Annotated in this window: 9 protein-coding genes; 7 read left to right on the top strand and 2 right to left on the bottom strand. The window is 40.3% G+C overall.

Annotated elements, in window-relative coordinates:
• The first annotated feature begins 6 nt into the window (after nucleotides 1-6).
• The 7 genes from H8S90_RS25055 (at nucleotide 7) to H8S90_RS25025 (ending at nucleotide 9,764) form a co-directional block, all read left to right on the top strand.
• Nucleotides 7-1,329, top strand: coding sequence for a glycoside hydrolase family 71/99-like protein (locus H8S90_RS25055; protein WP_187340469.1), 1,323 nt, complete (start codon nucleotides 7-9; stop codon nucleotides 1,327-1,329).
• A 22-nt stretch (nucleotides 1,330-1,351) separates the two neighbouring features.
• Nucleotides 1,352-1,918: a LacI family DNA-binding transcriptional regulator gene (locus tag H8S90_RS25050; protein WP_187340468.1), complete on the top strand. Its 567-nt coding sequence runs from the start codon at nucleotides 1,352-1,354 to the stop codon at nucleotides 1,916-1,918.
• An 85-nt stretch (nucleotides 1,919-2,003) separates the two neighbouring features.
• Nucleotides 2,004-3,281: a Gfo/Idh/MocA family protein gene (locus H8S90_RS25045; RefSeq protein ID WP_187340467.1), complete on the top strand. Its 1,278-nt coding sequence runs from the start codon at nucleotides 2,004-2,006 to the stop codon at nucleotides 3,279-3,281.
• 141 nt (nucleotides 3,282-3,422) lie between these two features.
• Nucleotides 3,423-3,806: a hypothetical protein gene (locus H8S90_RS25040; protein WP_187340466.1), complete on the top strand. Its 384-nt coding sequence runs from the start codon at nucleotides 3,423-3,425 to the stop codon at nucleotides 3,804-3,806.
• 85 nt (nucleotides 3,807-3,891) lie between these two features.
• Nucleotides 3,892-8,241 carry a CusA/CzcA family heavy metal efflux RND transporter gene (locus H8S90_RS25035; RefSeq protein ID WP_187340465.1) on the top strand — a complete coding sequence of 1,450 codons (4,350 nt, stop codon included), beginning with the start codon at nucleotides 3,892-3,894 and terminating at the stop codon, nucleotides 8,239-8,241.
• 1 nt (nucleotide 8,242) lies between these two features.
• The gene (locus H8S90_RS25030) at nucleotides 8,243-9,400 is read left to right on the top strand and encodes an efflux RND transporter periplasmic adaptor subunit (RefSeq protein ID WP_187340464.1); all 1,158 of its coding nucleotides are present in this window, start codon (nucleotides 8,243-8,245) and stop codon (nucleotides 9,398-9,400) included.
• Nucleotides 9,401-9,479: 79 nt separating this feature from the next.
• Nucleotides 9,480-9,764, top strand: a complete 285-nt coding sequence (locus H8S90_RS25025) for a GNAT family N-acetyltransferase (protein WP_187340463.1) — start codon at nucleotides 9,480-9,482, stop codon at nucleotides 9,762-9,764.
• A gap of 13 nt (nucleotides 9,765-9,777) precedes the next feature.
• Here H8S90_RS25025 and H8S90_RS25020 read toward each other — a convergent pair whose 3' ends face one another.
• Nucleotides 9,778-10,383, bottom strand: coding sequence for a DUF502 domain-containing protein (locus H8S90_RS25020; RefSeq protein ID WP_187340462.1), 606 nt, complete (start codon nucleotides 10,381-10,383; stop codon nucleotides 9,778-9,780).
• Nucleotides 10,384-10,424: 41 nt separating this feature from the next.
• On the bottom strand, nucleotides 10,425-12,893 hold the full coding sequence (locus H8S90_RS25015; protein ID WP_187340461.1) for a bifunctional UDP-N-acetylmuramoyl-tripeptide:D-alanyl-D-alanine ligase/alanine racemase: 2,469 nt from the start codon (nucleotides 12,891-12,893) through the stop codon (nucleotides 10,425-10,427).
• Between the last annotated feature and the right edge of the window lie 43 nt (nucleotides 12,894-12,936).

The raw sequence follows: 12,936 nt of genomic DNA, 5'->3' as shown, positions 1-12,936 counted from the left end.
ATGAACATGAAACTCAGTATCCTTTTTGTATGCTTTATAGCTGTTTTTTGTGCTTATGCACACTATGGGAAACAGTACAAAATAGCAAATGAAAAACCAGGAAATCGTTTGGTGGACACCGCATACGATGAAACTGGGTGTTTGTATACATCGTATACGAACTTGGTAATGGCAGGTTACCAAGGCTGGTTCAGCGCTGAAGGTGATGAATCTAACAGGGGGTGGTACCATTATAAAGGCGGACATTGTGGCGGTTTTTTTCCGGAATGTACGAACGTCGATTTCTTTCCGGATATGAGAGAGTACAACAAAACCTATAAGACACCTTTCGCTTATCCCGATGGTTCCAAGGTTTATCTATACAGTTCTTATGACGAAGAAAGTGTCGACTTACATTTTAAATGGATGAAGGATTATGGAATAGATGGTGTGCATATGCAGCGTTTCGTCGGAGAAATTAAACCAGGGAATGACGCTGGTAGGAAACATTTTAACAAAGTGTTAAGCAACGCTTTACGGGCAGCAAAAAAATATGGACGAGCGATCAGTGTAATGTATGACTTAAGCGGTTGCACCAGTGAAGACGTAAGCTACCTTGCAGAAGACTGGCAGGCATTACAACATTTATTTAATCTTTTCTCTAATACCGAGCACCCGACTTATCTAAGACATCGAGGAAAGCCATTGGTAACAATATGGGGTGTTGGTTTCAATGATAATAGAAATTACTCCATAGCAGACGTTGACCGACTGGTTGATCAATTGAAAGGCCCGAATAATCGCGTGTCCATTATGTTAGGTGTTCCCTATTATTGGCGTACATTAGATAAAGACACTGAAAGTAATCCTGCTCTTCATGAGCTTGTCAAAAAAGTGGATATTATTATGCCTTGGGCTGTTGGACGATACGATATGGAGAGTTATAAATATTCGCTTACTATGCTCGCTGACGATATCAAATGGTGTTCGGATAACCAAGTAGACTATGTGCCACTCGTCTTTCCCGGCTTTAGCTGGGGAAATATGCATCAGGACTCTACATTATACAATTCCATACCGCGCTACGGAGGAGACTTTTTTTGGAAACAAGTAACTGGAGCAAAAAAGGCAGGGGCACATTCCGTTTACGTGGCGATGTTTGACGAGATTGATGAGGGAACTGCAATTTTTAAATGTGCGCGAGCAGATGAAGTTCCGCTAAATGGTCGGTTTAAATTTATAGGTGTCGAAAACGAACTGAAATCCGACCACTATTTATGGTTAACAGGACAGGCGGCAAGATGGTTTCACGGTGAACAAGAATTTGACATAACACAACCTAATCGTTAATACAAATAAAAGATTATTTACTATGCGCATTCCTTCCATACATGATGTAGCTAATCACCTAGGTTTGTCTATTTCAACAGTGTCTTTTGTCATTAACGGGAAAGCAAATCAACATAGAATTAGCACTCATACGGTCAAAAGAGTGAATGATTATATACAGAAAATTGGATTTATGCCAGATAAACGTGCGCAAAGTTTCCGGACTAAAAAAACAGGGATTATCGGTTTGTTGGTGGAAGACTTTATTGATTACACTACGATAGCGGTAATGAAGGAGTTAGAAACTATATGTTTTCGCTACGGCTATAAAATTGTTGTGCAGCAATTGGATAGTTCTGATAAAGCGGTTCACATACTCAATTCATTACACGACAGACAAATAGAAGGTTATCTTATTATGTTAAGTCAAAAAATTCCTAAACTGTATTTAAATCGGCAACAGCGTTACCCGATTCCTGTCATTTTCTTTACTTTTAACAAGGATAGTAAAAATGATTTGGATTCATCTGATGACAAGCAGATATCTCTTGCTGTTGTAGACGCATTGTCTATTAATAATATGTTTAACCGTCTCAAAGAAATGCTTTGATTTTTTGGTATCTTGTGATGAAGGACGAATATAGATAACGACATATAATAAAACAAAGTCAGTATATTTTAACATTAACGCAGTAATGGAAAGAAAAGAATTTATAAAAAAAGCAATAATTGGCGCAGCAGGTATTACCGTATTGCCTAGACATGTTTTAGGTGGGCAGGGCTTCTTAGCACCGAGTGATCGAATAAATTTGGGTTATATAGGTACAGGTAAACAGAACATGTATCTATTAGGTGCAATCAATCAATGTCCAGAGACTTTGGTGTTAGCTGCAAGTGATGTAGACCAGCATAAGTTACAAAGTTTTGCTGCGGCGGCCACGACAGAAAATAAGAAAAAAAGTGCGGTAAGTGTCGCTGCTTATGCCAATTACCGTGAATTATTGGAAAGAAAGGATATTGATGCTGTGGTGATCGCGTCACCAGATCATTGGCATGCGCAAATGGTAGTGGATGCAGCGAAAGCTGGCAAGGATATTTACTGTGAAAAACCCTTATCACTTACTGTGGCAGAAGGAAGGGCTATGGTGAGCGCAACTAAAAAGTACAAAAGGGTTTTCCAGACCGGTAGTATGCAGCGCTCTATGAAATACTTTAGGGATGCGGTGAATCTCGTTCGCAATGGCTATATCGGTCAGATCAGAGAAATCAACGTGTCAATAGGTAAACCGGTGGTCGCATGTGATTTACCAACAATGCCGGTCCCAGACTATTTAGATTGGAATGCATGGGTAGGCCCCTCGCTATATAGAGGATATCACCCAACCTTAGCGCCCCCGTTGGGAGATGAGGAGTGGGCCGGTTGGAGAAATTATCGCGGTTTTGGCGGAGGTTATGTGACCGATTGGGGAGCGCATATGTTCGATATTGTGCAATGGGCTTTGGGTATGGATGATTCAGGTCCTGTTGAGTTTGTGCCTCCTCAGGAACCTAACGCTGAAGAAGGTTTATATTTTCGTTATGCCAATGGCATTCAAGTAAATCATAAAAACTGGGGGTCACCTAACGCCATACAATTCTTGGGTACTGATGGAACAGTTGAAGTTGCGAGGGAGTTCCTAAGGTCATCGCCGGATTCGTTGGTAGAGATTGCGTTGCAGCCGAGTGATCAAAAGGTGTATCACAGCGAAAATCATTACCAAGACTGGATTGATGCGATCAAAAAAAGGGAAAAGCCAATTGTAGATGTTGAGACGGGTCATCGTACCGCTTCTGTTTGCAATATCGTAAATATAGCTTATGAATTGCAAAAAACCTTGAAATGGGATCCGAAGAAAGAACAATTTGATAACGCTTATGCCAACATGATGCTCTCTAGGCCTTATCGTAGTAATTGGGATTTTAATGATTTTTAGAAAATACAGTGATTACTCAATTATCAGTAGCGGGTATCGGATAGTTTTAGCTCTATTGTTGATAATTGTTCAAAAAGTAAAGATGATTTTTTTATTATTTTTACTTTTTGAATGCAAAGCATTTTATCTAAGTTTGCCTTAGTGAAAAAGAAATTGTCCATAATCTTTGTGGTAATCGTATTGGCTGGCAGTACAGAACTGGGTCAGTTTTTGCGATTACCGATATTGGTGCAGCATTTTTTTGAGCATAAACAGCAGGACAGGGCGATTTCGTTTGTGGATTTTTTGATACTCCATTACGAAACAAGTGATGATAAAAAAGAATTCGATCCAAAAGATAGCAGTTTACCCTTTAAGTCTGTACAATTTGCGATTTCCGCGCAGTTGATTGCCCTACCGCCCACGGTTATCGAACTACCGCATAAGTCGATATTATTGTTTTCTTCTACGGATATTTCTAGAAATGACGTAGGAACGTATTCCTCCTACCTGTCTTCCATATGGCAGCCTCCAAAATGCTGCTAGTCTTCCTAATTACAGACATAACCCACTTCTTTAGATAGGGTTTAGATTTTCTATTATATCAACAGCATTATCCTAATAATATATTATGCTAAATAAGATTATAGGGTTTTCCATCAGGAATAAACTCGTAATCGGCATGTTTGTCGTAGGGCTCATCATATATGGAATTTATGAGTTACGTAAACTGCCGATTGATGCGGTACCTGATATTACCAACAATCAGGTTCAGGTGATAACGCAGGCTCCTTCTTTGGGAGCAACAGATATTGAACGTTTGGTTACTTTTCCTATTGAGCAGGCAAACAGCAATATAGCCGGATTGGAAGAAATACGTAGTTACTCTAGGTTCGGTTTATCGCTCGTTACCATCGTTTTTGAAGACGGCGTAGACATTTATTGGGCTCGGCAGCAAGTAACCGAGCGCTTGCAACAATTACAAGCAGAAATCCCCGCCAATATCGGTACGCCGGAGTTAGGTCCCATCAGCACAGGTTTGGGAGAAGTATATCAGTATGTTGTACGTCCTGAAAAAGGTTATGAAGACAAATATGATATTACAGCATTGCGTACAATTCAGGACTGGATTGTACGACGACAGCTGTTAAGCGTCAAAGGGGTGGCTGAAGTGAGCAGTTTTGGTGGTAAACTGAAACAATTTGAAGTAGCCGTTGATCCGGCGAAACTCCAAGCCAATAATATTAACATTCATGATATTTTTATCGCATTAGAACGTAATAATGAAAATACCGGCGGAGCTTATATAGATGAGGGGAATACGGTGCTCTATATCAGAAGTGAAGGGTTAATAAGCAATATTGACGATATTGAATCAATCGTAATACGAAGAGTGAATGGAACCCCCTTACTAATTAGAGATGTTGCAGATGTTCGCATAGGCCATGCTATTCGTTATGGAGCTTTGAATTACAATGATCAAGGAGAAGTTAGCGGAGCTATTGTGATGATGCTAAAAGGAGCCAATAGCAATGAAGTAATACAGGCCATTAAGGAACGTGTATCACAGGTTCAGGAAACACTTCCAGAAGGAGTGGTAATTGAACCTTTTCTTGATCGGACCAAAATGGTAGATAATGCCATAAACACGGTAAAAAATAATCTCTTAGAAGGGGCACTAATCGTCGTTTTCGTATTGGTACTCTTTTTAGGAAACTTGAGGGCCGGTTTTTTGGTAGCATCTGTCATTCCCTTGGCGATGCTATTTGCCTTCATTATGATGAATGTTTTTGGGGTCAGCGGTAATCTGATGAGTTTGGGGGCATTGGATTTCGGGTTAATTGTCGATGGCGCTGTTATCATCGTTGAAGCGGTTATGCATCGGTTGACGGGTTTGAAAAATACGACTACAACTAAGTCCTTTACACAAAAGCAGCTGGATGTTGAGGTGGAAAAATCTGCCGGTAAGATGATGAATAGCGCGGTGTTCGGTCAGATCATTATCCTGATTGTGTATTTGCCCATTCTTTCGCTCTCGGGGATTGAAGGGAAGATGTTCAAGCCAATGGCACAAACGGTTTCTTTTGCACTAATTGGTGCCTTCATTTTGTCGCTCACTTATATCCCGATGATGAGTGCTTTTTTACTTAAAAAACAAGGTGTGGTAAAAGAGACTATGTCCGATCGCGTCATGAAAAAAATAGAACGGAGGTTTAAGTATTTGTTAGAAGGCGCGCTTGCTCATACAAAAAAGATATTGGTAACGGTTATAGCGCTGTTTATTGTTGCTTTAGTGATCTTTTTTCGTTTAGGTGGAGAATTTATTCCATCTATAGAGGAAGGCGATTTTGCGGTGGAAACGCGCATTATGACGGGTAGTAATCTCCGTACTACACTGGAAACCGTTAATAAAGTTTCCCATGTCCTATTGGAACGTTTTCCCGAAGTTGAAAAAATTGTTTCTAAGATAGGTAGTAGTGAAGTTCCCACAGAGCCGCTTCCCATGGATATGGGTGATATGATTATTAACTTAAAACCAAAGGGAGAATGGACTTCAGCGAATAGCTTTAACGAACTGGCAGAAAAAATGGGGGAGGCAGCCAATGAAGTTCCGGGCGTGATGACGAGCTTTCAGTATCCGGTACAAATGCGATTCAACGAACTGATGACCGGTGCAAGACAAGATGTTGTCTGCAAAATTTTCGGTGAAGATTTAGATACACTGGCCTCTTATGCGCAGAAATTGGGTAGCATTGCGGGAGACATCCGGGGTACGGTAGGCTTGTATGTCGAGGCAGTACAGGGAATTCCACAAATAACGGTGCAATATAATCGTGCAGCCATTGCCCAATACGGTGTGTCCATCGATGAACTGAATAAAACGGTTAATGCCGCTTTTGCCGGGCAAGTTGCCGGTCGGGTTTTTGAGAAGGAAAGACGCTTTGATCTGGTGGTACGATTGAATCAGAACTTACGTCGGCATCTTCTAGATGTACAGCAACTACTTATCTCCACACCATCTGGATTACAGATACCGCTAAGTCAATTAGCAGAAGTGTCGTTGCAACCTTCACCTAACCAGATACAACGAGAAGATGCAAAGAGACGTATTTTGGTAGGGTTCAATGTCAGGGGGCGAGATGTGGAAGGTACGGTGAAGGAGCTTCAACAAAAGGTAAACGCAGCGATGAAACTTCCAGTTGGTTATTATATTAATTATGGAGGTTCCTTTGAAAATTTGAATGAAGCTAAATCCCGGTTAAGCATAGCCGTTCCGGTAGCTCTCGGACTAATATTTCTGTTACTGTATTTTGCTTTTGGCTCTATCAAACACAGTATGCTGATTTATACGTCCATCCCTTTGTCTGCCATCGGGGGAGCCTTTCTGCTGGCAGCAAGGGGCTTACCTTTTAGTATCAGCGCGGGAGTTGGGTTCATTGCGCTATTCGGGATTGCAGTGCTGAATGGCATCGTATTGATAGCAGAATTCAACCGCATTAAAGCTCGTGGAGAAAGCGATCTTAAAAAGATTGTAGTGGAAGGAGCAACCTCCAGGTTACGGCCTGTGTTGATGACGGCTTCGGTTGCATCGTTGGGCTTTTTACCAATGGCCTTAAGCAATGGAGCAGGAGCAGAGGTACAACGCCCACTAGCTACGGTTGTGATAGGCGGGCTTCTGTTGGCTACTTTTCTCACCTTATTTGTTTTGCCTATCTTATATATATTGGTGGAGCGGGGTTTTAAATTAAAAAGCCTACTGAAAAAATCGGTTCATATTTGGCTGCTTCTGTGTTTATCCGGTTTAGCAACAACTGCAGCTGCTCAGCATGGCGATGGTATACCCCTTGAGGTTGCCCTCGATACCGCTTTACAGAATAATTATAATCTTCGCAGTAGTGAATTAACCATTGCTTATCAGGAGGCAATGAAAGGTGCTGCTTTTGATATTGCTAAAACGGATGTAAATGCAGAATATGGACAATTTAATAACAATTACAATGACAACCGATTTAGTGTCTCACAGCGTTTCGAGTTTCCTACAGTTTACAAACGTCAAAAAGCATTTTACGAGGCGGGTTACCGTACTGCCGTAGCTAATAAACAATTGGAAGAGGCCGAGATTATACGTCAGGTATCGCTTACTTATTATGCATTCGTTTACCTCGATCAAAAACAACGAATATTAGATGAGACTGATCAGATATATGAAGATTTTCTGCGGGTAGCTTCACTTCGTCTGGAAACTGGCGAAAGTAACGCATTGGAGCACGCCAGTGCGGAGACGCAACGTACGCAGATTGCCATTCAGAAAGAGCAACTGCACAATGATAAACGCATATTACAGGCACAATGGCAATGGTTGTTGAATTCCAAGCAGTTCTTGGCGCCGAAAATTGACACGGCGATCCAGCAGACGGCACTTGTTATCGATACGGCTGAATTATCACAACATCCACAGGTTCGAGTTGCTTCGGAACAATTGGCCATAGCTCATGCACAGACCAGATTGACGAAAGCTAGCATATTGCCGGAAGTTATGGCGGGGTACAACAATATGAGTCTACTTGAATTAGATCATACATCACTTCGTCATCGCTTCCATTCCGTACAGGTAGGATTGGCAATTCCGCTATTTTACGGTGCGCAGCGAGCTAAAATAAAAGCTGCTGGTGTACAGGAAAAGCGGATGGAAAATGAGCTCGCTGCTACGCAGCTATATTTAAGCACGCAGTACCGGGAAGCCATCGAAAATTATAACAAGTATATGAAAGCAGTTCAGGCTTACGAAAAGCGTGCCTTAAAAAATGCAGATCTTATCCAACGTACGGCGAAATTGCAGTTTACGGAAGGAGAGATAAATTTTATGGAATGGACCGTGCTGAACAACCAGGCACTTACCATACGTACTGCGTACATTGACGCTATCCGGAATTTGAATAATAGTGTGATTACATTAAACTACCTTTCAACACAAAATTAAAATGCGCTATATAGGTTTAATATTATTATTACTTGTTCTGCAATCTTTGGGATGTAAGAACAAGGAAGAGACGAAGGAAGAAGGATCTTCTCAAGCGTCTGAAGTAAAAGAACTGGACATTATTTCATTAAGCGATGCCCAAATGAAAAATGCAAATGTAGAGTTGGGGGGGATCGAGCAAAGAACGATTTCATCAACTATAAAGGTCTTTGGTAAAGTGGATGTACCCCCGCAAAACTTAGTATCTGTTAGTATGCCTCTCGGAGGTTATCTAAAATCGACAAAACTATTACCTGGGATGCACATCGCTAAAGGAGAAATAATTGCAAGTATGGAAGATCAGCAATACATCCAATTACAACAAGATTATCTGACGACGAAAGCTCAGATGATTTCACTGGAGAAAGCATACGATCGACAAGTAAAGCTCAATGAAAATAAGGCGGGAAGCGACAAAGCCCTTCAGGAAGCGGAAGCAGCTTATAAAAGTGCGCGTATCACACTAAGATCCTTGGAAGAACGGCTGCATCTCATTAATATTAATGCGGGTAAATTGGAGGAAGCTACAATTTCCAGAAGCATTCCTGTCCTATCACCCATTAACGGTTTTGTAAGTAAAGTGAACGTCAATGTCGGTAAATACATTAATGCGACAGAAGTGCTGTTTGAATTGGTCAATCCAGATGACATTCATTTGAATTTGACTGTTTTCGAAAAAGACCTTGATAAATTAACTATTGGTCAGAAGGTTGTGGCGTTCAACAACAGTCATCCTGAAAAAAAGTATGAAGGGGATATTATTCTAATCAGTAAAAATCTCGATAGCGCTCATACGGCCGAAGTGCATTGTCATTTCGATAATTACGACCATACGTTAATGCCCGGCATGTATATGAATGCACAGATCTCCCTGAATTTGACGCAAGCATCTGTTGTTCCTTCGGATGCGGTTGTGATGAAAGGTGAAAAAAATTATGTATTCGTACATCAACAGCAAAATATCTTTCAGCTAATTCCTGTCGATGCTGGAGAAACTGATAATGGTTATACGCAAATAAAAAATGATCAGATGCTTGAAGAAAAAGAAATTGTCATAAAAGGCGCTTATGCCATTTTAATGGAAATAAGTAAGGGGGAAGATAACGAAGAAGTAGAATAGGTGAAAAAAGCGGTGATAACGGTAAGAAGTGAGGCACGAAAACATTATGTTATCAACAGATGTTCTATAAATAAAATATATGAACATACAACATCAACAAGATAGCAAAAGCGGCTCTTTTTATTATGAAAATGATGGTGTAAAACTTGCACTGATGGCCTACGTATGGGCGGGTGATGATAAGATTATTGTAGACCATACGGAGGTAGACGACTCTTTAAAAGGACAGGGAGTAGGTAAGAAATTATTAGAAGCATTAGTGCATTTTGTAAGAGAACGCCATGTGAAAGTTATTCCGCTTTGCCCCTTTGCAAACAATGCCCTTAAGAAAGAAAAAGAGTGGCATGATGTGTTGTTGCAGTGATTGTATTCTTCTTTTATTTTAACTCTTCAAGTCCGCTTACTCCCCCGGAAACTACTAATTTCATGGCGTCGGTAGCACTCAATTTTAAGCGTGTAACACGTTTTATGTTGACAATACATACCTGCCCAGCAAAAGAATAGGAGTAGGGGAAATAAACAACAACTTCACCAGGTAGATCTATTTTAGTTAAATCCTGCTGCGTAAGGAACCCGATTTTTTTTAGTCCGGTTTCGTTAATTTCCACCAGAACAGGTTCGTTAAATTTTTTTTCATCGCCTACAAAAGCTTCTGTGAAATCTTTTATAGACGAATATAATGTGTTAAATAGTGGGATTCTGTTAAAAACTTTAGAAAATCTCTTAAACAAAGGCTCTGTAACGAAATTCGTGACAACAATACCCGCCAAGACTAAAATAATCAGCAAAATAATGATGCCCAAACCTGGGATGTATAAAGGCCTGCCCATTTCATCACGAATTAGCCAGCTCAGATTAAGCGCCGTGTCAATAGTTGCAATAATCCAAAAAACCAGTAGTAAAGCACCTGCCACCGGGACTAAAACTAAGATGCCCTTAATTAAATAATTTAAAAGTAGTCTAATGGTTCTGTTAGATTTCATTTTGTATGTAATAATTCCCGCAAAGGTAAGCAATATCGTTCTTATTCGTAGTAATAAACACGCTTCACCCTTTGCGAAATACTGGTCAATATTTCGTAGGGTATTGTACCGGTTTTTGCGGCCAGTTCTTCGGCCGTTATCTGCTCCCCCATAACAATAACTTCATCGCCTACATGAGCCGTTACCGCTGTTACATCCAACATGCACATATCCATACATATATCACCCACTGTGGAAACGGTCTGACCGTTAACGCACATTCTTCCGATACCATTTCCTAGCTTACGGTTGTAACCATCAGCATAACCTATTTTGACTGTGGCAATTTTACTATCTCGCGTCAATTTTCCACTCCGATTGTAACTCACGGTGTCACCCTTTTTAACAGTTTTTATCTGCGTAATACTGGTTTTTAACTGGGCTGCTGCTTGTAGAGGTTGATGAAGTCCATCGTCCGTTTGGATACCATAAAGTCCAATTCCTAGGCGCACCATATCAAATTGTGCTTCTGGAAACCGGGAAATTGCTGACGTGTTGGCTATATGCTTAATAAAGTCATATCCCAGTGCATTAAGCAGTTGTGAATTGAAAAGGCGAAACTTATCTATCTGCTCCTTGGTGAAGTTGTCATGCTGGCTATTGCCGCTACCTACTAAATGAGAAAAAACACTTTTGATCTTGATGGTATCGGTGTTGGTAATCAACGTGATCAGTCTCAAGAGATCGTCTTCTTCAAAACCAAGCCGGTGCATACCTGTATCCAACTTTATATGAACAGGGTAATGTTTTTGGTTTAGTATATCTAGCTGTTTGATATAGGCTTCAAGCTCATCAAAACTATATATTTCTGGTTCTAAATGATGCGTTACCAATTGTTCTAACGAACCAATTTCAGGGCTCATGACCATGATAGGTAGATTAATTCCAGCATTTCTAAGGGTAATACCTTCGTCTACATAGGCAACAGCCAGATAGTCAACCTTGTTGAATTGTAGTAAGTTGGCAATTTCAAAACTTCCGCTGCCATAAGAAAAAGCTTTTACCATAACCATCAATTTCGTGTTTCTATCCAATAGCCTTTTATAATAATTAAGATTATGTTCTAAAGCATTGAGGTTGATTTCAAGTACCGTTTCATGGCTCTGGAGAGTTAATATTCTACTGATTCGTTCAAAACCAAATGTGCGAGCTCCTTTGATTAAAACCGCGCTGTTGCTGAAGTCGAAAGACTTAATGTTGCTTAATAGATCCTTGACCTCGTTAAAGAATACGGTATCCTGTCGAAAAAAATGTCTGACTTTAAGAATATCTTCACCTATTGCAATGAGCTGATCAATTTTATATTGCTGTATCAGATCGGCCGCTTGTTGGTAAACAAGACCTTTATTATTTATAGCTGCAGGTATATCAGAAAGGATTAATATTCTTCTGTGATGTTGGTTCTGCTGTTTGAGGAAGTCGAGTGCTATTCTTAGAGAAGAAATGTCGTTGCTGTATGAATCGTCAATAATAGAAGAGTTGCTGATACCTTTCTTGAGCTCAAGTCGCATTTTTATGGGATGTAACTTTGCTATCCTCTTAGCAATGGTAGCTGTTGAATAACCTAGAGCAAGTAGTGTGGCCCAGCAGCAGATTACATTTTCAATAGCGGCTTGATCAGTGAATGGAACGGAAAGCGCCACTTCTATACCTTTAAATTTTGCTTCTAATAAGGTGTGATTTTCCCGTTGTTGTTGTCGTAGTATCCTTAAATCTGTTGTCTCTTCTACACCCCAGGTGAAATGTACTTTTCCCGGCGTCTTATGGTTAAAAGGTCTTAGATATTTTGGCGCATATACCAGTAGTTCTACATCATGAAATAAACGCAGCTTTTCGATAGCTTTGGTTTCCTGTGAGCTAAATCCATCATCATGGGCATGGCCTAGATTAGTAAAAATGCCAATCGTTGGGTTGATCATTTTTGCCAACTTTTCCATTTCATTTTTTTTGCTAATGCCAGCTTCAATAATAGCCAAGTTATGTTCATGGCTCATCTGCCAAAGAGATAGCGGAACACCTAATTGAGAGTTATAGCTTTTAGGGCTTCTTACGATGTTAAAATCTGCTGCGAGTAATTGATTTAGCCATTCTTTTACGATGGTTTTGCCATTACTGCCAGTAATGGCAATGACGGGGTAATCGAATTGCTTACGATGGTAGGCGGCTAACTGTTGAAGAGCTCTTAAGGTATCGTCGACTGCGAAAAAGTTAGCCTTGTTATATTGCCTAAACGTGCCTAACGTTTGTTTATGTATAACGAAGTTTCTAATACCTAATTGAAATGCTTCCTTAATGAATTGATGGCCATCGCGATGATCGCTTAATGCAAAGAACAAAGAGCTTTCTGGATTGGTGACTTTTCTGCTGTCGTAACAAAGGGTGTCGATCCTACAATTTGGATCGTTTAATTCAACATACGCGGCCTGGATAATATCCGCAAGTTCTTTTACATGATATGCTATGTTGCCCATAAAACAACAAAAGTGATGAATTTTTAGGAATGCAACAATTTTT

The sequence above is a fragment of the Olivibacter sp. SDN3 genome, assembly GCF_014334135.1.
Taxonomy (GTDB): Bacteria; Bacteroidota; Bacteroidia; order Sphingobacteriales; family Sphingobacteriaceae; genus Olivibacter.
This window is presented reverse-complemented; position numbering and strand designations above follow the sequence as displayed.

Bases quoted from the DNA above. Each gene is read 5' to 3' on its own strand.
- H8S90_RS25015 (WP_187340461.1), bottom strand. From the start codon at position 12,893: ATGGGCAACATAGCATATCATGTAAAAGAACTTGCGGATATTATCCAG.
- H8S90_RS25025 (WP_187340463.1), top strand. From the start codon at position 9,480: ATGAACATACAACATCAACAAGATAGCAAAAGCGGCTCTTTTTATTAT.
- H8S90_RS25030 (WP_187340464.1), top strand. From the start codon at position 8,243: ATGCGCTATATAGGTTTAATATTATTATTACTTGTTCTGCAATCTTTG.
- H8S90_RS25050 (WP_187340468.1), top strand. From the start codon at position 1,352: ATGCGCATTCCTTCCATACATGATGTAGCTAATCACCTAGGTTTGTCT.
- H8S90_RS25045 (WP_187340467.1), top strand. From the start codon at position 2,004: ATGGAAAGAAAAGAATTTATAAAAAAAGCAATAATTGGCGCAGCAGGT.
- H8S90_RS25055 (WP_187340469.1), top strand. From the start codon at position 7: ATGAAACTCAGTATCCTTTTTGTATGCTTTATAGCTGTTTTTTGTGCT.
- H8S90_RS25035 (WP_187340465.1), top strand. From the start codon at position 3,892: ATGCTAAATAAGATTATAGGGTTTTCCATCAGGAATAAACTCGTAATC.
- H8S90_RS25020 (WP_187340462.1), bottom strand. From the start codon at position 10,383: ATGAAATCTAACAGAACCATTAGACTACTTTTAAATTATTTAATTAAG.